The sequence below is a fragment of the Dactylosporangium sp. NPDC051485 genome, from assembly GCF_040682015.1.
GTDB lineage: Bacteria > Actinomycetota > Actinomycetes > Mycobacteriales > Micromonosporaceae > Dactylosporangium.
This window is the reverse complement of the sequence record NZ_JBFAZW010000046.1, coordinates 15,545-36,002: the sequence shown is the minus strand read 5'-3', so window position 1 is coordinate 36,002 and position 20,458 is coordinate 15,545. Positions and strand designations below refer to the sequence as shown.

Below are 20,458 nucleotides of genomic sequence, written 5' to 3'. Positions count from 1 at the left end.
CAAGGTAGTTGGGGGGTACGACAGTTTTCAGGCAACGCCCAGGTGGGCCATCATCAGCTGGGCGCGGCGGCGGGCACCGCGGATGGCGGCGTGGCGCCGGGCCAGCCGGGCCGGCGTCGTCGCCCCCGACGGGGTCGCGCCCGTCTCGGCGGCGTGCAGCATCAGGTTGACGGCGAAGGGCTCGGCGATGTCGGCGTCGCTCACCCGGTCGTCGATGTCCGGCCGGCTCGGCGTGTCCGGGGCGGCGAGGGCCAGGGTGGCGAGGTCGAAGCCGGCGAGGTACATGCCGGCGGCGGCGAAGTCGGTGAGCGCCAGCCGCCCGGACGCCAGCCGCACGATGCTGCCCGGCGTCAGGTTGCCGTGCGCGAAGGTGCGGTCCTCGCCGCAGCGGCCCAGCAGGACGCGCAGGCGCCGGGCGTCGTCGGCGGTGAGCTGGCCGGTGCGCTCGTGGCGGGCGATCCACGCCGGGTAGTCGACCGTCCACGCGGCGGCGTCGGGCGGGTCGGGGCGCCACGTCGACAGCAGCGCGGCGAGCCGGATGACGGCCGACGACTGCGCCGGGTCGGGGTCCGGCCGCAGGGGCTCGCCGGCCGCGCGGGCCACCACGAGGGTGCGTTCGTCGTGCCAGCGGTACTCGTCGGCGCGCACCAGCGGCGGATCGCGCCGGAACGCCTGGGCGACGGCCACCCGCCGGTCGAAGCGGCGCACGGCCGCGGGGTCGTCGGCGGCGCGGATCACGACCGTGACCGGCTCGCCGTGCCACCGGCCGGCCAGCGTGATGTCGGGGCCGCCGGGGCGCGGGCGCGGGTCGAGGACGAGGCCGGGCGGTAGCCGGGGTGTCCACAGTGTCCGGTCGGGCACCGGCGGGGGCTCCGGCTCCGCCGCCGGGGGAGGAGTCGCCGGGGGCGGGTCGGGCGGCGCGCTCGCGCTCATCAGCTGCAGCCGCCGGGCGCACCGGGCGGCGAAGCCGTCGAGAAGGTCCAGCTCATCGATGCTCCAGGCCCGGGGCCGCACGTCGATCGCGCCCAGCGCCCCCACCACGTGACCGTCGCGCCCGTGCACGGGGATGCCGGCGTACGCGGCGGCGGCCAGGTCGCGCACCGCGTCGCTGGAGTGCAGGACTGGGTCGCGGCGCACGTCGCTGATGGCCAGCCGGGCGCGGGCGCCGATGACGTACTGGCAGATGGACCTGGCCAGCGGGGTCTCCCGCCGCTGCTGCCACAGCTCGGGCAGGCCGACGGCGCCGGGGAGGATCTCGCGGTACCGCTCGATCAGCACCAGCAGCACGACCGGCACCCCGAGCGCCCGTCCGGCCCGCGCGACGAGGTGATCGAACCAGGGGTGCGGTGCCGCCGGCAGTCCGGTCGCCGCTACGGCGCGTAACCGTGCCGGATCGCGCACGGCCGCCTCGGTGCCCAGCACATCGATCATGGCACCTCCGGCTTCTCGGGCATCGTGCCCGCCGTACCTCTCCGGTGTACCGCGCGGAGTGTTTGTGCTGGTATCGGCCACACGGACGGGCCTGTGCCAATTGTGTGCAAAGGCATAAGATGAACGGCCGACATGACCGACTTCTCGCTCTGCACCGACAGCCTTGACGGCCTCAGCGTTGGGGACGCGCTGGGCGCCCAGTTCTTCGTTCCCGGCACCAAATTGTCGGACCTTTTCGACGGTACCGCACCCGCAGGCTCCTGGCCGTGGACCGACGACACCGAAATGGCCACCGTGCTCGTGGCCGAGCTGCGCCACCCCGGCCCGCTGGACCCGGACCGGCTGGTCCGGGCCTTCGCCGACCGGTTCGACCCGTATCGCGGCTACGGCGGCGGCGCGGTGGTGACCCTGCGCCGCGTCCGCGACGGCGAGCCCTGGCGCAGCGTCGCCCGCGACGCCTTCGACGGCGTGGGCTCGATGGGCAACGGCGCCGCGATGCGGGTCGCCCCGCTGGGCGCCCTGCACGCCGGCGACAGCAAGACCGCTGCCCTGGAGGCGATGCGCTCGGCCGAGGTGACCCACGCGCACGCGGAGGGCATCCTGGGCGCAGTCGCCGTGGCGGTCGCCGCCGCCGAGGCCGGCTGGGCCCGCCTGGTGCGCAACCGGCCCACCCCCGCCGAGCTGCTCGACGCGGTCCTCGGCTACCTCGTCGACGGGCAGGTCCGCGACGGCGTGCGGCGGGCCCGGCGGCTGCTCGGGGCGAGCGCCGGCGAGGCCGCGTACGAGCTCGGCAACGGCTCCCGGGTGCTGGCCCAGGACACGGTGCCGTTCGCGCTGTGGGTCGCCGCCAACCACCTGACCGACTATCCGGCCGCGGTGCTCGCCTGCATCGAGGCGGGCGGGGACATGGACACCACGGCGGCCATCGCCGGCGGGATCGTGGCCGCGCACACCGGCCGGGCCGGCATCCCGCCGCTGTGGCTGGAGCAGCGCGAGCCGCTGCCCTGAACCCGCCGCCGGCCTACACCAGGTCCTCGATCGTGCGGGCGATCGCCTCGACCTCGTCCGGGGCGAAGCACGCGGTGTCCGCGTCGAGCATCAGCCGTACCGCCCTGAACCGTTGTTCCTGCACGTGGTCCACGTGCAGGAACAACGGTTCGGTCGGCCCGGGCGGCGGGTCGGACCAGGCCACCGTGCCGGGCCGGCCCGTGCCGAAGGCGTCGCCGAACGCGGTCGCGGCGGTCGAGCGCCGGTCGTTGAAGCAGGGCGTCGGCGGGGCGTCGAGGGCGAACGGGTCGTAGTAGGCGTGCTTGCGGGCCGGCAGCGCGGCCCGGGCCACCGCCGCCACCGCCGCGTCGAACCCGCCGGAGACGTCGGCGGCGCACAGCCCGAGCTGGGTGATCGGGCTGACCACGCCGGACAGTCCACTGCGGAACCGGTTGGACACCACCTGCCGGGCCGCGACCGTGCCGCGCCCGGCGACCCGGCCGATCGCCGTCAGGTAGGCGGCCAGCAGCACGGTGGACTCGTCGACGCCGGTGCGCGCGGCCGCGTGGGGCAGCCGGGCGGCGAGCCGGGGCGACTCGAGGACGCACTTGCGGTACCGCGGCCCGTCCACGACCCGTGGGCCATGCGCGTCCAGGCCGGCCGCGTGCCGCTCCCAGTGGCGCAGCGCGCCCGCGTGCTGGCGCACCCCGGCCGGCGACGCCTGCCAGTCGACGATCTCCAGCGGGGTCAGCCCGGCGACCGGGCCGGCCACCCGGCGGGTGACCTCGTCGACCATGACGGCCGCGCCCAGGCCGTCGGTGACCAGGTGCGGCATGATGGCGACGAGCCAGGCCGGCACGCCGCCGCGGCAGATCACGGCCATCCGCACCGGCCAGTCCCGGGCCAGGTCCGGCTCGGCCTCGCGGTAGGAGCGCTCCACCGCCACGGCGACCTCGGCCGGGTCGGCCCCGCCCGCCTCCACGACGTCGAGGCGGGCCACGCCGGCGTCGGCGACCACCTGCGCGGGCGGCCCCTCGCCGCGCGGCCGCAGCCGGGTGCGGAAGGCCTGGTAGCGCTCCATGGTGTAGCGCAGCTCGGCGGCGACCGCGGCGACCGTGGTGCCCCCGGCCACGGCGCGGTGCCCGCCCATCGGCATCCAGGAGTGCTCCCGGAGCATGGCCTGGTACATCGCGCGCTGACCCCAGGTCAGCTCGGCCTGTCCGGATCCCGTGCCGGCGAACGGGACATCGACGTGGGTGACGTCCATCGGCCCAGGATCGGCACCGATCGCGCGGCCCGCAAGACTTGATATTTCGGCCGGGATCGGGTTCGTCCCGCGCTCACGCCAGCCGGGCCGGGAAGCCGCCGGTGGCCAACGGGCCCCACTGCTCGATGGTGATCCGCAGCAGCGACTTGCCCTGGGCCCGCATCGCCTCGCGGTACTCGTCCCAGTCCGGGTGCTCGCCGGCGATGCTGCGGTAGTACTCGACCAGCGGCTCGAGCGCCTCGGGCAGGTCGAGCACCTCGGCCACGCCGTCGACCTGGACCCAGGCGTCGTTCCACTCGTCGGACAGGACCAGCACCGAGACCCGCGGGTCGCGGCGCAGGTTGTGCACCTTGGCCCGCTCCGGGTAGGTCGACACCACGATCCGGCCCTCGCCGTCCACCCCGCACGAGACCGGGGAGGCCTGCGGCCGCCCGTCGGCGCGGTTGGTGATGACGATGCCGTGATGGCGCCGGCCCAGGAACTCCAGCAGTGCCGCGCGGTCGACCCGGTCGTTGGTCGCGATCTTTCGTGCCATGGGTCGACCGTACCCGGATCTGGTTCTCAGGAGGGAGGACGCTGCGGGGGTGCGTGAGGTCGCCCGCGGCCGGTCCAACGCCGGGATCGCGGCCGCGCTGTTCGTCACCGAGCACACGGTGAAGACGCACGTCTCCAACCTGCTGTCCGAGCTGAACCTGCGCGACCGCGTCCAGGCGGTGGTGTCGGCCTCCGAGTCCGGCCTGGTCCGGCCGGCGAGCTGAACGGCTACTGGGACGGGCGGCGGCCGAAGATCAGCTTCCACGGCATGAGCGCCGACTCCAGCTGCACCTTCAGGCTCATCTTGGACGCGCCGTGGGTGCGGTCGGTGAACCGGATCGGCACCTCGGCGATGCGCCCGCCCGCGCGGACCGTGCGGTAGTTCATCTCGACCTGGAACGAGTACCCGTTGCTGCGGATCGAACCGATGTCGATGCGCCGCAGCGCCGAGGCCTTCCACGCCTTGAACCCGGCGGTGGCGTCGCGGACCTTCATCCGCAGCAGCGTGTCGACGTAGAAGTTCGCCCAGGCCGAGAGCGCCTTGCGGTGCCACGACCAGTCGTCGGCCACGGACCCGCCCGGCACGTACCGCGAGCCGAGCACGACGGCGACGCCCTCGTGGCGCAGCGCCTCGATCATCGCCGGAATCGCCGACGTCGGGTGTGACAGGTCGGCGTCCATCTGGACCACGATGTCGGCGCCCTCGTCGAGCGCGCGCTGCATGCCGGCCACGTAGGCCCGGCCCAGCCCGTCCTTGACGGTGCGGTGCAGCACGCCGACCGGGACCGCGGCCTCCACGGCCAGCTTGTCGGCCACTTCGCCGGTGCCGTCGGGCGAGTTGTCGTCCACGACGAGCACGTGCAGTCCCGGCAATTGCAGCGCGGTGAGCTCGGCGACGAGCTCCGGTAGGTTCTCCCTTTCGTTGTAGGTCGGCACGACAACCGTGATCTTCTGCAACTCGTCTGGCACTGATAATCCCCTAGCGCACCGGGCGCCGATCGAAGGCTCGCTGGTCCATGACTATTTGGGCGGATCCGTTCGTACGTTGCACGATATCGGACCGGCCCCACGGGGCCGTCACGACGGCAGGCTAATGGCGTTGGCCAGCTCACGCCACCACATCGCCGCATGCCCGTCCGCGATCCGGTTACGCATCGGTCACTGCCATTACCCAGAAACCATCGCTCGTACCGCGGGGAAGGCGTCAATACCGCGACACCACCACGGTCCGCCGAAGGTCCTCGGCGACGCCGTCGGTCCCGGCGGCGACCGCCGCGACGCTCGTCACGCTGCTGTTGATCTGGTTGCCCCGGCCCGAGGAGCCACAGCGCTGTCGTCCGTCGTCCCGGCGGCCCAGGCCGGAAGTTGAGCCCAAAGGGCCATCGCGCTCAGGCCGCGCCGAGTCGGGCGAGCGAGACGTGGCTGTCGGAGTTGAGACAGTCGGTTCGGGGTTGCGGCGACATATTCCGGCTCAGGGGGCGAGGGTGGTGCCGGACTCGGGCAGCCGCATCGGCTCGCCGGCGTCAAGGGGGCTCAGGGGACGAGGATGACTTTGCCGGTGACCGTGCCGGACTCGGCCAGCCGCATTGCCTCGGCGGCGTCGCGCAGCGGGATGCGGGCCGCGACCTGGGCGCTCAGCGTGCCGTCGGCGAGGCGGGCGAAGACGCGGGTGAGGTCCTCGCGCATCCGGGCCTGGAACGCCGCCGGGCGCCACTTGCCACTCCACAGGCTGTAGAAGGACGCGCGGCGGCCGTTGGGCAGCGCGTTCCACCACAGCAGGCGGGCGAGCAGGGCCAGCACGGGCAGGCGGGCGTTGCCGGCGTCGTCGCGGGTGGCCGCCGTGCCGTATGAGACCAGGGATCCGCCGCGGGCGACGAGGCGCCACGAGTCCGCGATGCCGGGGCCGCCGACGTGGTCGAACACGGCGTCGTAGCCGCCGGGGGACAGCACCCGGGCCCGCGCGGCCAGGCCGGGGGCGCGGTAGTCGAGGGGCTCGGCGCCCAGCGCGCGCACCGTGTCGTGGTGGCGCGGCGACGCGGTGCCGACGACCCGGATGCCGTCGTGCCGGGCCAGCTGGGTGAGGGTGGAGCCGACGCCGCCGTTGGCGCCGTGCACGAGGATGGTGCCGCCCGGGCGGACCCTCGCGACGCGGTACAGCATCTGCCACGCCGTGATGCCGTTGACCACGACGGTCTCGGCGGCCGCCGGGTCGACCCCGTCGGGCACGGGGACCAGCGTGGCGGCGTCGAGCAGAACCGCGGTGGACCAGCCGCCGGTCTTGGTGACCGCCGCGACCCGGGCGCCGAGCAGGGCCGGGTCGACGCCGGGACCGGTCGCCTCGACCCGGCCGACGAGGTCGTAGCCCGGGGTGAACGGGAAGGGCGGCTGGTCGTAGTACTTGCCGCGGCGCATCTGCTGCTCCGCGAAGGACACGCCGGTGGCCTCGACCCGGACGAGGGCCTGGCCGGCGGCCGGGGCGGCGAGGTCGCGGTCGCGCACGAGCAGGCCCGCGGGCTCGACGATGCCGGGAAGGACGATCTCGGTGGCGGTGTGCATGGGGTAGCCCTCCTCAGTTTGTATGTGTGCACTTGCGCCACGAAGACGGCGCCGGGGTCACGGCACGTGGCGCATCCCCTCGGTCAGGGCGCGGGCCCACGACTCGTCGACGCCGTCCAGCCCGGCGGTGACGATGAGGTGGCACAGCTGCCCGTAGGCGACGAACTCCTGGATCTGGCGGTCCGTGGCCCCCGCGGCGCGCAGGAAGTGCACGAGCCGCTTGTAGCCGGCCCGCACCGCCGCGCCGACCTCTGGCACGTCGCTGACGCTCTGCGCGTGGACCTGCAACAGCAGCAGGTCGCGGTCGGCGATGAGGTCGGCGTAGGCGTCCCCGATGGCCTCGAGCAGCTTCGCCGGCTCGTCGGTGCCGGCCCGCTCGGCGGCCGCCTCCAGCGTGGCCATGATCCGGTCGTAGCAGGCCTCGACGGCCGCCACGAACAGGCCCTGCTTGCCCGAGAACAGCCGCAGGGCGTAGGCCTCCGAGATCCCGGCCGCCGCGGCCACGGCCGTCACCGGGGTCGCGTGGTAGCCGTTGCGGGCGAACACGGACACGGCGCGGTCGAGAACGGTGGCCCGGCGGGCCTCGGCGGTACTACGCATGTAAGTCAGTACACACTTACAAACTTCCGGTGTCAACCCGCGGCCCGGGGGTTGCGTGGCGGAGCGTCCCGGACGGTCAGCGCTGGGGGCGGGGGAGGCCGGGCGGCTGCTCGGCCCGGTCCTGGGCGGCCATCGCGGCCATGGCGGTGTGGTAGCGGGCCCGGTCGATCCGGCCGGCGAGCAGCAGCCGGACCGCGTCGCGCTCGAACCGGTCGCGGCGGCGCTGGGCGGTGCGGGCCAGCCACAGGGCCAGCCGGGGGCGGTAGCGGTCGTCGGCGGCACCGCGGGCCCGCAACGCGATCAGGTGCATGACGACCAGGGCGAGGTACCCGCATATGGCCAGCGCGGCGACGCACAGGGCGGCCACTTCCGGGCTCACGTTCGTCCTCTCCCTCGCTCGCGTTGCGGCGCGGTGCGACTCCATCGACGAGAGTAGGCGGTTCGTGCCCGCCCCGGCGGTGATTTCCCGATCAGCGCACGGGTATGCGCCGGGTGAGCGGGCCGCAGATCACCGTTGGGTGGCCCCCGCCGACCTCGGCCGTCACCGCCCGGCACCGCGGGCCGGCCGGCAGGTCCTGCGGATCGGGCGCCAGCGGCATACCGGGCACGATTGCGGCAAACCGTAAAGGCGGTGCCGGGCGTGCCGATGGCCGGGTGGAGGGGTGTCGGCATGCAGGAAACGCAACAGCGCAAGGGGCGCTCGCTGCGCGCCCGGGTGTACCTGGTGGTCGCCGTGTGCGCGGTGCCGGCCGTGATCGGCAGTGCCGTCGGGCTCGGCCAGACCCACGACAGCGTGGTCGACCTCGACGCGCGGTCGGTGCGGCCGCTGGCCGCGCTCGGCGACCTGCGCGACATGGAGGGCGACACCCGGGTGCAGGTGTGGGAGTACCTCGCCGCCGCCCCGGCCGACCGGCAGGCCATGCGGGCCGACATCGCCCGGACCGACCGCAGCGCCGACGCCGACATCGCCGACTACCTCGCCACGCACGCCGGGGCCGGCGCCGATCGCGAGCGGCTCATGGGCGACTTCGCCGGGAAGCTGCACGCCTGGCGCGCGGTGCGCGACCAGCAGGTTCTGGCCGCCGCCGACGCCGGGCGGCCCGACGCGGCGTACGCCGCCGCCGGCGGGGCCCTCGCGGACGCGAACGAGGCCATGGCCGGCCCGCTCGACAAGCTGTTCACCGCCGAGGTCTCCGCCGCCAGGGCCCGCGTCGATGCCTCCAACCGCGGCTACACGCGGGTCCGGTTGCTCGTCACCGGCATCATCCTGCTCGGGCTGGGCCTCGCGGTCGCCGCCGCGCTGCTGCTGACCCGCTCGGTGCTGGCCTCGGCCCGGCGCATCAGCGGCGTGCTGCACGCCGGGGACCGCACCCGGCGCATCGGCGCGAACCCCGACGCCAGCGAGATCGGCGACCTGGGCCGGCAGCTGGACCGGATGTTCGAGGCGATGCAGGAGCAGGAGGAGCACCTGCAGCGCGAGCGGGCGGCCAAGGAGGCCCAGCTGGTGCGCAACACGGTGCGCCAGCAACTGGCCGAGCAGAGCACCCGCCGGCGGGCCGGGGAGATCCTCGAACGGACCAGCGGGGCGGTGCTCACCGAGCTGCGCAACGTCATGGCCCAGGCCGACGCGGTGCTCGGCGCGGCCGACTCGATCGAGCGGCAGGCGTCGTCGGCCTACGAGGTCACCCGTACCGTCGTCGGCCGGGCGTCCACTGTGGACACCGTCGTCGGCGCGGTCAACGCGAGCCTGGGACGGGTCGACGGGATCGCCACGCTCATCGCCGGCATCGCCGGGCAGACCAACCTCCTCGCGCTCAACGCGACCATCGAGGCGGCCCGGGCGGGCGCGGCCGGGCGCGGCTTCAGCGTCGTGGCCGGCGAGGTGAAGGCCCTGGCCTCGAAGACCAAGGACTCCACCGACGAGATCGCCACCACGGTGGAGGCCCTCGGCGCCGACGCCGCCGCGATGGCCTCGGTCATCGCCGACATGAGCGACGGCGTGGTCTCCGTCGGCGGCGTCACCGCCGAGCTCAACGACGTCTCGGTGCGCCAGCGCGACGCCGTGCACCGGCTGGTGCAGAGCGTCCGCGAGGCGGTCGGCCGGGTCGAGGCGCTCAACCAGGTGACCGACCGCCTCGAACGGCGCCGGCACAGCCGGGCCGCCGTCGAGGGCCGGATGACGATCCGCGTCGGCGAGCGCAGCCACGACGTGGAGCTGCTCGATCTGAGCATCAGCGGCGTACGCTGCGCGGTCGTGCCGCAGTGGCACGCGAGCGTCGGCGGCCCGGTCGAGCTGACCCTCGAGTTCGGCACCGACCGCATCACGGCCCGCGGCCGCGTCGTGCGCCTCATCGACGGCGAGTACGGCGAGGAGGCCGGTATCGAGTTCCAGCAGCTCGACCCGGCCGCCCAGGCCCGTATCGACACGTTCCTGGGGCATCTCCTGCGCCCGGAGCAGGCCCAGGAGATGCTCACCGGGTGAGTGTTGCCGCGAGCGCTACGCCGAGTAGCCGCGGGCGGCGATCCAGTTGGCCATGTTCCAGGTCGACATCCAGTAGGTGCGCGAGCCGAACATGCCCGACGGGTCGGCGACCTGCACCGCCCGGCCGCGGTCGCGGTAGCCGACCAGCGTGATGTAGTGGCCGCCGGAGAACTCGTGGTAGACGCCGCTCTCGTCGGTGGCGCCGCCGACGATGTTGGCCACCACGGCCCGCCCGCTGCTCATCGCCGCGACGGCGTCGCGCTGCAACTGCTCGGCCTGGGCGCCGGTGGCCTGCTGGCCCGGGATCCAGCGGGTGCGGTACTCGTCCTTGCCCAGCACCCCGTTCATCGCCCGGGTCACGTCGGCCGCCGAGTTCGTGCCGTTGACCGTGGTGCCCAGGCGGGCGGCGAGGTCGCCCTGTGACAACGCGACGCCCGAGGAGGTCAGCGCCATGCGGGTCGAGGCCGGGCCGCAGTAGTAGTAGTTTGGTTGGAACTGGAAGTCATAGTCGACGGAGTGCGCCTCCGGCGAGGTCAGCAGCGGGTCGGGGGCCGGCGGGTCGGCCGGTTTGCCGGGCGCGGCGGTGGCCAGCGCGGGCGCGGCCGCCTTGGCGGTGTGGGCGTCGGCGGGTTCGGACGTCTGGTGGAGCACGGCGGCCGTCGTCACCGTGGCGGCGAGCATGGCGGCCGAGCCGATCAGCGCGGGGACCGGCCGCCGGGTCAGCGTGCCGAGATCTGGGTAGCGCACAGCGGAACTCCTTCCGGTGCCGCCTACCGGGTTAGCTGACGGGTTCGGGCGGGAAAGATCGCCCTACCACCGGACCGTGAGGGCCGGTGGATTCACCCCGGGACTGCGATGGGTCCCCGGCTCGCCTACGCGACTCGGCGGATCGGGGCCGGCGCCACCCGTTCGGGGGCAGAGGGTCCGGCCCGGACGCCGCGACATTACTGATCGGTATCCGGGCCGGGAACGGGGGTCCGAAATGCTGCGACCTGGCGGTCAGGCGACGGCGAGATCCATGCCGCGGCGGCCGGTCGGGTTGAGGTCGGCCAGCTGGAAACGATCCGGCCAGGCACGCTCGTAGTGCTCCTCCGGGAAGTCCGACGGGCTCGAGCCGGTCTCGAAGGCCGCCCGGACGTCCGCCGCGTAGCGCTCGTTGCGCGGGCACCACGGGGCGGCCGGGATGTACATGACGTTGCCCCAGCCGCGCTGCCGCCGCACCGGCGCGACGCTGTGGATCATGTCGCTGTGCCACCACACGGAGTCGCCGGCGCGCACGTCGGGGATGCCGGCCAGCGCCCGCACGAGCAGCGGGTGCCAGCGCTCGTTGGCCGGGAAGACCTGGTTCACCGTCACGCCGCACATGTCGTCCTCGGGCACGTCGGACAGCAGGGGGCGCAGCATCAGGTACGCCATCGCCGCCGGGATGGGGACGGTGTGCAGGACGCCCTGGTCGTGGTCCATGTCCGACAGTGCGGTCCAGCCCTGGAAGGTGCGGAAGGCCGAGCACATGGTCGTGCCCGGGTACTGCGGCCCGTCGGTGCGGTAGGCCGCGTCCCAGGGGTCGTAGGCCTCCACCGAGCCGTCGAACAGGTGCCGGAACGCCCGCTGGTAGGACTCGGTCATCCACAGGTCGAGCGTCCCCGGGTCCAGATGCGGGTTGAGGCCGGCCGAGTCGGCGCCCTCGGGCCGGCGGCGGATGCGGTCCGGGTAGAGCGAGTCGCGGTCCGGGTCGAACCACCGGACCCCTTCCGAGTCGTACTTCCACTGCCGGTTCAGGAACGCCTGCACGCGCGCCATGCGGTCGCTCGTGCGGGCCTGCATCTGGGCCGGGGACCAGTAGATCGGGTAGATCTCGGGCCGCGAGCCGACGGTGCCGAAGAAGTCGTCGCCGGGGCCTCGGTACTGCTCGAAGAAGCGGTTGCCCTCGACGTACTCGACGATGTTGCGGTCCCAGCCCAGCGCCTCGTCGCGGTCGAAGTGCCCGCGCACGACCACGCAGCCGCGCCGGTGTAGCAGCTCGGCCTGCCCGGCCGGGACGGTGCCGGCGGCGATGTCGGCGTAGTCGATGACCGGCCAGACCTGCTCGCCGCGGGCCCGCGCCGCCTCGATCTGCTCGACCTCGGCCTCGACGCGCCGCTCGACCGCGGCGAAGACCTCCTCGACGGTGCGCCCGGACGCCGCGATGCGGGCCCGGATCGCGGCCTTGACCTCGCGGATCGCGCCGGGCAGGTCCGCCGGCGTCTCCTCCCAGTGCGGCAGGGCTGGTGCAGACACGGCCGCCCCCCTCTCGTTCTAGTCAGGACTCCTTATTTGTATCTCGACGGTACGCACCCGCCCCACTTCTAGGCAAGACTCCTGACTAGAATCCGTATGTGGACGTTGCCAGGCCCTCACTGGAGCTGGTCCGCTCGCTGACCGACGAGCACGTGCTGCGCGCGCTGATGCGCCACCGCCGCCTGACCCGGGCGGAGCTGGCCGCGCAGACGGGGCTGTCGAAGCCGACGGCGGGGGAGAGCGTGCGCCGCCTGGCCGAGCGCGGCCTGGTCACCGACACCGGCGAGCGCACGCCGGGCGGCCGGGGGCGGGGGCGGGTCGGCTCCTACTACGCCTTGACCCCGGCGGCCGGCGCCGCGCTGGCCGTGTCGATCGCGCCGAGCGGCGTCACGGGCGAACTGCTGGACGCCTACGGCGACGTGATCGCCCGCGCCCACCGCACGCTGGGGCGCCCGGCGGTCTCCGAAAACGTGGGCGCGGCCCTGGCCGAGGTCGCCGCCGAACTGGCCGCCGTGGCCGCATCGCCGGTGGGTTTTCGCGGCCCGGAGCCCGGGGGCGCGGGCCTCATGGCTCCGGAACCCGGAGGCGCGGACCTTCGGAATCCGGCGCTCGGTGGCGCGGCGCTTGGGGGCGCGGACCTTCGGGATCCGGCGCTCGGGGATCGGGCGCCCGAGGGTGCGGTGCTTGGGAGTGCGGCATGCAGAGATGTGACGCTCGGGAGTGCGACGCTTGAGGGTGTGGACCTTCGAAGCTCGACGTTCGGGGGTGCGGCGCTTCAGGATGCGACGCTCGGCGGCACGGCGCTTCAGGATACGGCGCTCGGCGGCACGGCGCTTCGGGATGCGGCGCTCGGTGATGCGGCGCTCGGTGATGCGGCGCTCGGGGGTGCGGCGCTCGGGGGTGCGGCCTCACTGGAGGGCGGCATATCCGGAAAGTCGGGCACGGCGGCGGGTGAGGGCGGGCCCGGCGGAAGAGTGCGGCTGGCCGTGGTGGCGGCGGCGGATCCGGTGGACCGGGAGAGCGGGCGGCTGGTGCAGCTGCCCGACTCGCCGTTCCTCATCGGGGAGCTGGACCCGGTGGCGGTGCTCGGGCCGCACGTGGCGGGGCCGGTCGTCGTGGACAACGACGTCAACTGGGCGGCGCGGGCCGAGCGCGAGCACGCCGGGGACGACTTCGCGTACCTCTATCTCGGCGAGGGGCTCGGGTGCGCGGTGGTCGGCGACGGCGAAGTGGCCCGGGGGCGCCACGGGCTGGCGGGGGAGATCGCGCACCTGCTGACCGTCGGGCCGCACGGCCGGGCGGTGCCGCTCATCGAGGTCTTCGGGCCGCTCGGCGTGCGGCTGCCGGGTTCGACCGCGATCGACGCCGACGCCCTGCTGGCCGCGACCGCGGCGCCCGCCCCGCTGGCCGCGGCCAACCGGCGGGCGGTGGGCGTGGCGGTGGCCGGGGTGATCGCCGCGGTCGTGGCGCTGGCCGATCCCGGGCGGGTGGTCGTGGGGGGCACGTGGGGGCCCGCGCTCATCGATGCGATCCGGGCCGGGGTGGGGGAGCATGCCCGTGCGGTACCGCTGCAGACCGCCGCCGTGACGCAGGAGCCCGCGCTGGCCGGTGCGCGCCGCGACGCCCTCGAACGGCTGCGCGCGGCCATCGTCGCCGACGCGGCGGCCGGACCCGCCACACCCGCGTGAGCCCGGCGCTCGGGTAGGGCGTCGGGGAAGGCCGGCACTGCCGTGGCGAGCGGCGCGGCGACGTGCGGCCGCGGCGGCCGAAACTGCCCGGTGTCGAGCAACGCCGGCACGGTCGCGGCGGCCGGCGTCCCCGCATCCATGGGCGCCCGGCACGTGCTGGCCAGCAGTCATCCGTCCCGCTGCAGGCGCGGGTGGGCCGATATCAGGCGCGGGCGCGGCGGGCCAGGCGCTCGGCGTCGACGATAAGGACGCTCTTGCCGTCCAGGCGCAGCCAGCCGCGGGAGACGAAGTCGGCCAGGGCCTTGTTCACCGTCTCCCGTGAGGCGCCGATGAGCTGGGCGAGCTCCTCCTGGGTCAGGTCGTGGTTGACCCGCAGCGCGCCGCCGTCGCGGGTGCCGAAAGGGCCGGCCAGCTGCAGCAGCTTCTTGGCCACGCGGCCCGGCACGTCGGTGAAGATCATGTCGGCCAGGGCGTCGTTGGTGCGGCGCAGCCGGCGGGCGAGGACCCGCAGCAGCTGCTCGCTGATCTCGGGGCGGCGGGTCAGCCAGGGGCGCAGGGCCGGCTTGGTCAGCCGGGCCAGCCGCGACTCGACCACGGCCGTGGCGGTCGCGGTGCGCGGGCCCGGGTCGAAGAGGGCCAGCTCGCCGACCATGTCGCTGGGGCCCATGATGGCGATGAGGTTCTGCCGGCCGGCGGTCGAGCCGCGGCCCAGCTTGAGCTTGCCGCTGATGACGATGTAGAGGCTGTCGCCCAGCTCGCCCTCGGTGAAGAGGACCTCGCCGCGGTGCAGGTCGACGTGGTCGAGGCCGGCGGCGAGCTCCTCGGCGGCCTCGGGATCGATGCCTTGCATGATGCCGCTGCGGGCGAGCACCTCGTCCACGCCACCGTCCTCCAGTTGTCGAGGCATCGACCATACCGCGTGCGTCGCGCGACCGGACCGGCACCGACGGGCACCGATCCCTGCCGGGCGGCGGCGACGCGATGCCCGTGCTGGCGTTTCGCTACCGCGCGTCGGCCGAACCGCCATGCGCCGCCCCGAGCGCGCTGTCCGGTTCCCGACTCTCCGGACGGCAAAATCAGCGACACGGCGGCAACCCTCACCGTCGGTGGTCGATCGAACCGGGGCAAACCGCATCGAATCCGGTCACCTCTGCGTCGCGGCGACGAAACCTGGACGGTCTACGGTCACGCACCGGACGGTGACCGTCTAGGGTAGTCGCGTCGCTGGCGGGCGACTGTTTGACGGGGGAGGAACTGGCGTGTTGCGACGATTGCTGCCCAGGCCGGACAGCGGCGAGGGGCTGATGCGCTTCGGCGTGCGGCTGCTCGTCGTGGTGCTGTGCGCGGTGACACTACTGCAGGCGATGCGCCCGGCCGTGTACTCCACGCGCCAGGGCGTCGACTCTATCCGCAACCGCAGCAACGAGCAGGCGGCGCCGCGGCACATGGAGGAGCAGCTCGGCCGGGACATCCATGAGCAGATCCCGGCCGGCACCCGGGTCGCCGTCGTGGACGAGGACCTCAACTGGCGGCTCCGGCTGGCCGCCGCGGCGACCAACCAGGGCATGGTCGTGGTCGGCGACACCGTCGCGCGGACCCCCGTGGTCGGCTCGGGCGTCCAGCTGGAGATCTGGCGGGAGTCCGACCCCGCCGCGCCGTACGGCGTCCGCCTCATGACCCGCAAGCCGGTGACCTCGTGATCACCAGTGCGCTCGGCGTCCTGCTGCTGGCCGCCGCCGGGCTGCCGCTCGGCTTCGCGCTGACCCGGTCCTGGCCGCTCGCGCTCGTGTTCTCCCCGCTGACCGGGGCGGCGGTGGCGGCCGCCGGCGTGCTGCTCATGACCTGGTGCACCGGGCCGCTGCTGCTGTGGGTGGCGCCGGTCTTCCTGTTCACCGTCTGGCTGGCCTGGCGCCTGCGGCGGCTCGCCCCGCTGGCCCACGGGCGATGGGGCGACGCGCTGCTGTTGTTCGTGCCGCTGATCCCGCCGTACCTCATGCTCGCCCAGGAACCGATGGGCTGGGACGCCCACATGATCTGGTGGATGCACGCCGGCTACTTCGCCGAGGGCGGCGAGTTCACCCGCTTCGCGACGGGCAACCTGTCGATCGGCTTCGGCCATCAGGACTACCCGCCGATGAGCTCCGCCGCCGTGGCGCTGGTCTGGAAGGCGCTCGGCACGCGCGACTACTACCCGGCCTCGATCGTCACGGGTGTCGTGACGATGGCGACCGGCGCCGCGGTCGTCTACGCCGTGCGCACGGTGACGGCCAAGGCGCCCGCGCTCGTGTCATGGCCGGCGGCGATCGCGGTCGGCCTCTCGGCGTTCAGCCCGCTGTGGATCGTGCCGACGGCCGGCTTCAGCGACGCCATGTGCGCGTCCGCGTTCGCCGCCGGCGCGGTGCTGCTGCTGTTCGGGTCCGACCCGTTCAGCCGGCGGACCCTGCCGCTGACCCTGCTCCTGCTGTGCGCGGCCGGCCTCATGAAGAACGAGGGCCAGAGCATGGTCATCGCGCTGGCGCTGGTGGGCTCGGTGAAGTACCGCCGCAACATCCGCCATCTCGGGTGGGTCTGGCTGCCGGTCGCGGTCTCGGGGGTCTGGTCCGTCACCGTCCGGCTCCTGGGCGCCCAGACCGATGTGCTCACGGGCGGCCGGTTCGGCAAGCTGCTGCACGGCGACCCGGACACGACCGGACGGTTCGACACGGTCTTCTCGACCATGTACCACCGGGTCGACCAGGTCCTCGTGTTCGCCCTGGCCGTCGTGGTGCTGGGGTTGCTGTTCCTGCGCCGGCGCCGGCGGGAGTTCGGGCTGGCGCACGACCTGTGGCTGTGGGCGGTCGTCGCACTGTACTGGGGCGCGCTCACGTTCATCTATATGATCACGCCGAACGACCTCAAGTGGCACCTCGGCACCTCCGTCGACCGGGTCGTGATCTGTGCCGTGGTGCTAGCTTGCGCCAGCGCCGCATGTTGGGCCGCGGTGGCCTGGTATCAGCCTGCCGCGACCGACCCGCCGGCCGTCGACCCCTCGACGGCCGACAATCACGCTGCCTCCGGGAGTCAACGGTGAAACTGTCCATCCTCATGCCGGTCTACAACGAGGAAGCCCGCCTCGAGGAGGCCCTCAAGCAGGCGCTGAACGTGCAGTACCCCTGCGAGATCGAAATGGTCGTGGTCAACGACGGGAGCAAGGACCGCACCGCCGAGATCCTGGCGGCGGCCACCGACCCCCGGCTCCGCCCGATCCACCACCCGGTGAACCAGGGCAAGGGCGCGGCGATCAAGACCGCGGTGCAGAACGCCACCGGGAAGTACATGGTCATTCTGGACGCGGACCTGGAGTACGACCCCGAGGACATCCCGAAGCTGATGCGCCCGGTCCTCGACGGCGGCGTCGACGTGGTCTACGGCAATCGCACGTTCGGTAGCCACGCCGCGTTCTCGTTCTGGTACGTGATGGGCAACCGGGCCGTCACCACGTTCGCGAACATCATGTTCAACTGCTACATCAGCGACCTGGAGACCTGCTTCAAGCTGATGCCGGTGGAGCTGTACCGCTCGCTCAACATCAAGTCGAAGGGCTTCGGCATGGAGGCGGAGGCGACCGGCAAGCTGCTGCGCCGCGGCATCCGCCCCTACGAGGTGCCGATCGCCTACCGCGCCCGCACCCGCGAGGAGGGCAAGAAGATCACCTGGCGCGACGGCGTCGAGGCGCTGTGGATCATCACCCGCGAGCGCCTCCGCAAGCCCCCGCGCGTCAAGGCCGCCTGAGCGCCTCGGACAGCAGGAAGGGCCCGCCCACGGCGGGCCCTTCCTGCTTGTCGGCCTCAGGACGACGGCTGCGGCTGCGTCAGGAATGGGGCCAGGGCGCCGGTGATGTAGTCGCGGTCGCTGCTGTCCAGGGACTCGCCGGTCCAGGTCTCGGCCAGCTCGACGGTCTCGCCGCTGTGCAGCGTGACCGAGAACTTGATGGGGAGCTTCTTGAGGATCGTGGCCGACCGCACGTCCTCGTAGGGCACGAACCGGTACCGCAGGGCCAGCTTCTCCAGCGGGGCCGAGCGCAGGATCATGACCAGCCGCTGCTTGCCCTTGTCGGTGGACTTCGGGCAGGGCACCAGGATCAGGCCGTTGTCCAGGATGAGCACGTCGTAGTGCTCCTTGCCGGGCGCGGTCATGTTGGCGATGCCGCCGAGGAGCTCGGCGCCGTCCGCGCTGGCCTTGGCCGACTGCTGGCGGACCGCGGCGAAGTCGATGCCCAGCTCGGCCAGGCGCGCGCGGGCCTGCGGCACCGTCGCCGGGTCCAGCGCCAGCGTGCCGATCTCGCCGACGCCCATGTCGGTGCCGTCGGTCCGCACGAACTTCGCGCCGGCGGTCCACGAGTGCTGCCAGCGGCCCAGGCCCTGGGCGCGGGCGGCGATGGCGATCGCGGCGCCGATGATGCCGCTCAGCGCCCGGCGCTGGTCGTCGGGGTCGGCGTGCGGCTCGACCGACCGGGCCAGCTCCGCGGTCCTGCCCTGCTCGGTGACCGCCAGCACCAGTCCGAGGTCGCCCTGCGGGGCGCCGCCGATGCGGGCCGCGGCCCGGAAGAGGGCGTCGACGCCGCGCTGGGCGCCGGCCGCGATGCCGGCGTCGGTGAGCTCCTCCCAGGACAGCAGCGTCTTGTCCTCGATGTTCAGGGCGTGCTGCTGCAGTTGCTGGGCGAGCCGGGCCGGGTCGGCGAGCAGCACGGCGGCGGGCCGCTCGTCGGGGGCGACGCCGGAGTCCGGCATGGCCTGCATCGCGCGGATGCGGTCGGCGATCGGCGGGTGCGAGTCCCACCGCGACTTCTCGGCCGGCGGGGCGCTGGAGCGCAGCTCGGCGATCTCGCCGGAGCGGCCCTGCAGCAGCTGGCCGAAGCCGCCGAAGACGTCGCGGGGGGCGAGCTTGGCCTCCCAGCCGATGGTGACGTACCGGTTGACGAAGAAGTTCCAGGCGGCGTCGAGGACGGGCAGGTCGCGCATCGCGGAGACGGCCGTGGCGCGCCCGGCGACCCGCACCGAGAACTCGTCGGCCTCGTACTCCATGCGCCGGCTGACCGCCTGCTCGACCAGCACGTAGAGGCGGGCGTAACCGCGGAAGATGTACCCCACGAACGACGACGAACCGATCTGCACGATGGTCTGCACGATCGCCATCCGCCCCCGGTGGGCGAGGGCCCCGAGCTTGGTGTGGCTGCCGGAGTAGTGGCCCAGCTCGTGGGCGAGCACGGAGCGCAGCTGGCCGACGTTGAACGCCTGCAGCAGCGGCATCCCGACGTACATGATGCGCCGCCCGCCGACCAGGCCGAGCAGCCGCGTGTGCTCCATGACGGCGGCGTTGACGTCCGGGATGAGCCGGATCTCGTCGGGGGCGCGGGTGCCGACCCGGTGCGCGAGGTCGTGCGCGGTGTCCCACAGCCCGCGGGCCTCCTGCGGGGTGAGCGGCAGCCCCTCGGGCTCGCCCGGCTTGGCCCGCAGGATGCGCCAGAAGGCGACCAGCAGGCCGCCCGCGACGGCGAGGGTGACGTAGGCGAACTTGCCGGCGATGGCGCCGGTGTGCACGCTGTACAGCCACACCGTGATGGCCCCGAGGGCCGCGATGATGGCGATGGCGAGCAGGTAGAACCCGGCGAGCAGGGCGACGGAGATGGCCGCGCGGACCGTGGTCTTCATGGTTGAGCTTCCCCCGGCGGTGTGCGTGAGGAAGACAGTATGCGCACCGCTGAGCGAGTTGTCAGCACCGATACGCTGCCGCGGTAGTCTCGGCGGATGATCACGGAGATCGGGGTGGAGCTCGGCGACGGGCGGCTGTTGCACGTGTACGACACCGGCGGGGACGGCCCGGTCGTGTACTGGCACCACGGCACGCCCAACATCGGCGAGCCGCCCGAGCCGCTGTTCGCCGCCTCGGACCGGCTCGGCATCCGGTGGATCGCGCACTCGCGGCCCGGCTACGGCGCGTCGGCCCCCGCGCCGGGCCGCAGCGTCGCCTCCGTCGCCGCGGACGCCGCGGCCGTGGCCGACGCGCTCGGGGTGCGGCGGTTCGCGGTCATGGGGCACTCCGGCGGCGGGCCGCACGCGCTGGCCTGCGCCGCGCTGCTGCCCGACCGGGTCGGGGCGGTGGTGAGCATCTCGGGACTGGCGCCGTTCGAGCCCTCGACGGCGTCCGGCTTCGACTGGTACGCCGGGATGGCCGACGGCTCGCTGAGCACCCTGCGCGCGGCGCGCGAGGGCCGGGCCGCCTACGAGCAGCACCTGAAGGGCGCGACCGGCGAGGAGGACATCGGGTTCCTGCCGGCCGACTGGGACGCGCTGCAGAGCGACTGGGCCTGGTTCGACCGGATCGTGCCCGCCGCGCTCGTGATGGGCCCGGCTGGGCTCATCGACGACGAGCTGGCCGGGTCCGGGGCGTGGGGCTTCGACCCGGCCGCGGTCGCCCAGCCGGCACTGCTGCTGCACGGCGCCGCCGACCGCATGGTGCCCAGCACCCACAGCGAGTGGCTGGCCGGCCGGCTGCCCGCGGCCGAGCTGCGGATCGTCCCCGATGCCGGCCACATCACCGTCATGCGCCACGCCGCCGAGGCCCTGGAGTGGCTCGCCGCCCACCCGTGAGGCCCCC

The 20,458-nt window shown here is 73.8% G+C and carries 20 protein-coding genes, 1 pseudogene and 1 riboswitch; of the genes and pseudogenes, 8 read left to right on the top strand and 13 right to left on the bottom strand.

Annotated elements, in window-relative coordinates; all coding sequences use genetic code 11:
• Positions 1–27 precede the first annotated feature (27 nt).
• Positions 28–1,431 (bottom strand): GAF domain-containing protein, encoded by a 1,404-nt coding sequence (locus AB0M46_RS25335; RefSeq protein WP_363339607.1) that lies wholly within the window; start codon positions 1,429–1,431, stop codon positions 28–30.
• Between the two features lie 132 nt (positions 1,432–1,563).
• On the opposite strand from AB0M46_RS25335, the gene AB0M46_RS25330 reads away from it, so the two are divergent.
• A complete protein-coding gene (locus AB0M46_RS25330) occupies positions 1,564–2,439 on the top strand; it encodes an ADP-ribosylglycohydrolase family protein (RefSeq protein ID WP_363339605.1) in 876 nt (291 codons plus the stop codon).
• 13 nt (positions 2,440–2,452) lie between these two features.
• On the opposite strand, the gene AB0M46_RS25325 is transcribed toward AB0M46_RS25330, so the two are convergent.
• Complete coding sequence (locus AB0M46_RS25325) at positions 2,453–3,685, bottom strand: condensation domain-containing protein (protein WP_363339603.1); 1,233 nt, start codon at positions 3,683–3,685, stop codon at positions 2,453–2,455.
• 73 nt (positions 3,686–3,758) lie between these two features.
• Positions 3,759–4,220, bottom strand: a complete 462-nt coding sequence (locus tag AB0M46_RS25320; protein WP_363339601.1) for a PPOX class F420-dependent oxidoreductase — start codon at positions 4,218–4,220, stop codon at positions 3,759–3,761.
• A gap of 55 nt (positions 4,221–4,275) precedes the next feature.
• Here AB0M46_RS25320 and AB0M46_RS25315 point away from each other — a divergent pair.
• A pseudogene (locus tag AB0M46_RS25315) lies at positions 4,276–4,443 on the top strand (LuxR C-terminal-related transcriptional regulator); the annotation flags it as partial.
• 4 nt (positions 4,444–4,447) lie between these two features.
• Here AB0M46_RS25315 and AB0M46_RS25310 read toward each other — a convergent pair.
• From AB0M46_RS25310 to AB0M46_RS25285, 6 genes are all read right to left on the bottom strand, one after another.
• Positions 4,448–5,188, bottom strand: a complete 741-nt coding sequence (locus AB0M46_RS25310; RefSeq protein WP_363339599.1) for a polyprenol monophosphomannose synthase — start codon at positions 5,186–5,188, stop codon at positions 4,448–4,450.
• 235 nt (positions 5,189–5,423) lie between these two features.
• Complete coding sequence (locus AB0M46_RS25305; protein ID WP_363339597.1) at positions 5,424–5,594, bottom strand: hypothetical protein; 171 nt, start codon at positions 5,592–5,594, stop codon at positions 5,424–5,426.
• 158 nt (positions 5,595–5,752) lie between these two features.
• Positions 5,753–6,775, bottom strand: coding sequence for a medium chain dehydrogenase/reductase family protein (locus AB0M46_RS25300; protein WP_363339595.1), 1,023 nt, complete (start codon positions 6,773–6,775; stop codon positions 5,753–5,755).
• A gap of 57 nt (positions 6,776–6,832) precedes the next feature.
• Entirely contained in the window at positions 6,833–7,375 is a 543-nt protein-coding gene (locus AB0M46_RS25295) for a TetR/AcrR family transcriptional regulator (RefSeq protein ID WP_363339593.1), read from the bottom strand.
• Positions 7,376–7,451: 76 nt separating this feature from the next.
• Positions 7,452–7,754: a hypothetical protein gene (locus AB0M46_RS25290; protein ID WP_363339591.1), complete on the bottom strand. Its 303-nt coding sequence runs from the start codon at positions 7,752–7,754 to the stop codon at positions 7,452–7,454.
• Between the two features lie 91 nt (positions 7,755–7,845).
• Positions 7,846–7,974, bottom strand: a complete 129-nt coding sequence (locus AB0M46_RS25285; protein ID WP_363339589.1) for a hypothetical protein — start codon at positions 7,972–7,974, stop codon at positions 7,846–7,848.
• A 71-nt stretch (positions 7,975–8,045) separates the two neighbouring features.
• Here AB0M46_RS25285 and AB0M46_RS25280 point away from each other — a divergent pair, with 71 nt between their 5' ends.
• Entirely contained in the window at positions 8,046–9,857 is a 1,812-nt protein-coding gene (locus AB0M46_RS25280) for a methyl-accepting chemotaxis protein (protein ID WP_363339587.1), read from the top strand.
• 15 nt (positions 9,858–9,872) lie between these two features.
• On the opposite strand, the gene AB0M46_RS25275 is transcribed toward AB0M46_RS25280, so the two are convergent.
• Positions 9,873–10,604: a C39 family peptidase gene (locus tag AB0M46_RS25275; RefSeq protein ID WP_363339585.1), complete on the bottom strand. Its 732-nt coding sequence runs from the start codon at positions 10,602–10,604 to the stop codon at positions 9,873–9,875.
• 5 nt (positions 10,605–10,609) lie between these two features.
• Positions 10,610–10,754: riboswitch (cyclic di-AMP (ydaO/yuaA leader) on the bottom strand.
• 102 nt (positions 10,755–10,856) lie between these two features.
• Positions 10,857–12,134 (bottom strand): YbiU family protein, encoded by a 1,278-nt coding sequence (locus AB0M46_RS25270; RefSeq protein WP_363339583.1) that lies wholly within the window; start codon positions 12,132–12,134, stop codon positions 10,857–10,859.
• Positions 12,135–12,232: 98 nt separating this feature from the next.
• Between AB0M46_RS25270 and AB0M46_RS25265 the strand changes: the two genes are divergently transcribed.
• Positions 12,233–13,822: an ROK family protein gene (locus tag AB0M46_RS25265; protein WP_363339581.1), complete on the top strand. Its 1,590-nt coding sequence runs from the start codon at positions 12,233–12,235 to the stop codon at positions 13,820–13,822.
• 202 nt (positions 13,823–14,024) lie between these two features.
• Here the strand turns inward: AB0M46_RS25265 and AB0M46_RS25260 are convergent, their stop codons facing one another.
• Complete coding sequence (locus AB0M46_RS25260) at positions 14,025–14,702, bottom strand: Crp/Fnr family transcriptional regulator (protein WP_363339683.1); 678 nt, start codon at positions 14,700–14,702, stop codon at positions 14,025–14,027.
• A gap of 379 nt (positions 14,703–15,081) precedes the next feature.
• Between AB0M46_RS25260 and AB0M46_RS25255 the strand changes: the two genes are divergently transcribed.
• Genes AB0M46_RS25255 through AB0M46_RS25245 form a run of 3 tightly spaced genes read left to right on the top strand, consistent with a single transcriptional unit; the run spans position 15,082 to position 17,593 of the window.
• Positions 15,082–15,522: a hypothetical protein gene (locus tag AB0M46_RS25255; protein WP_363339579.1), complete on the top strand. Its 441-nt coding sequence runs from the start codon at positions 15,082–15,084 to the stop codon at positions 15,520–15,522.
• Complete coding sequence (locus AB0M46_RS25250; protein ID WP_363339577.1) at positions 15,519–16,892, top strand: hypothetical protein; 1,374 nt, start codon at positions 15,519–15,521, stop codon at positions 16,890–16,892. The genes AB0M46_RS25255 and AB0M46_RS25250 overlap by 4 nt, the downstream gene beginning before the upstream one ends.
• Positions 16,889–17,593, top strand: coding sequence for a glycosyltransferase family 2 protein (locus tag AB0M46_RS25245; protein ID WP_363339575.1), 705 nt, complete (start codon positions 16,889–16,891; stop codon positions 17,591–17,593). The genes AB0M46_RS25250 and AB0M46_RS25245 overlap by 4 nt, the downstream gene beginning before the upstream one ends.
• A 56-nt stretch (positions 17,594–17,649) precedes the next feature.
• Here the strand turns inward: AB0M46_RS25245 and AB0M46_RS25240 are convergent, their stop codons facing one another.
• A complete protein-coding gene (locus tag AB0M46_RS25240; RefSeq protein WP_363339573.1) occupies positions 17,650–19,512 on the bottom strand; it encodes a M48 family metallopeptidase in 1,863 nt (620 codons plus the stop codon).
• A gap of 96 nt (positions 19,513–19,608) precedes the next feature.
• Between AB0M46_RS25240 and AB0M46_RS25235 the strand changes: the two genes are divergently transcribed.
• Positions 19,609–20,451, top strand: a complete 843-nt coding sequence (locus AB0M46_RS25235) for an alpha/beta hydrolase (RefSeq protein ID WP_363339571.1) — start codon at positions 19,609–19,611, stop codon at positions 20,449–20,451.
• The last annotated feature ends 7 nt before the right edge of the window (positions 20,452–20,458 follow it).

What these genes read in the sequence shown, in the direction of transcription:
- AB0M46_RS25280 (WP_363339587.1), top strand. Translation starts at nt 8,046, where the DNA reads ATGCAGGAAACGCAACAGCGCAAGGGGCGCTCGCTGCGCGCCCGGGTG.
- AB0M46_RS25240 (WP_363339573.1), bottom strand. Translation starts at nt 19,512, where the DNA reads ATGAAGACCACGGTCCGCGCGGCCATCTCCGTCGCCCTGCTCGCCGGG.
- AB0M46_RS25300 (WP_363339595.1), bottom strand. Translation starts at nt 6,775, where the DNA reads ATGCACACCGCCACCGAGATCGTCCTTCCCGGCATCGTCGAGCCCGCG.
- AB0M46_RS25285 (WP_363339589.1), bottom strand. Translation starts at nt 7,974, where the DNA reads ATGCCGCTGGCGCCCGATCCGCAGGACCTGCCGGCCGGCCCGCGGTGC.
- AB0M46_RS25320 (WP_363339601.1), bottom strand. Translation starts at nt 4,220, where the DNA reads ATGGCACGAAAGATCGCGACCAACGACCGGGTCGACCGCGCGGCACTG.
- AB0M46_RS25235 (WP_363339571.1), top strand. Translation starts at nt 19,609, where the DNA reads ATGATCACGGAGATCGGGGTGGAGCTCGGCGACGGGCGGCTGTTGCAC.
- AB0M46_RS25325 (WP_363339603.1), bottom strand. Translation starts at nt 3,685, where the DNA reads ATGGACGTCACCCACGTCGATGTCCCGTTCGCCGGCACGGGATCCGGA.
- AB0M46_RS25295 (WP_363339593.1), bottom strand. Translation starts at nt 7,375, where the DNA reads ATGCGTAGTACCGCCGAGGCCCGCCGGGCCACCGTTCTCGACCGCGCC.
- AB0M46_RS25330 (WP_363339605.1), top strand. Translation starts at nt 1,564, where the DNA reads ATGACCGACTTCTCGCTCTGCACCGACAGCCTTGACGGCCTCAGCGTT.
- AB0M46_RS25335 (WP_363339607.1), bottom strand. Translation starts at nt 1,431, where the DNA reads ATGATCGATGTGCTGGGCACCGAGGCGGCCGTGCGCGATCCGGCACGG.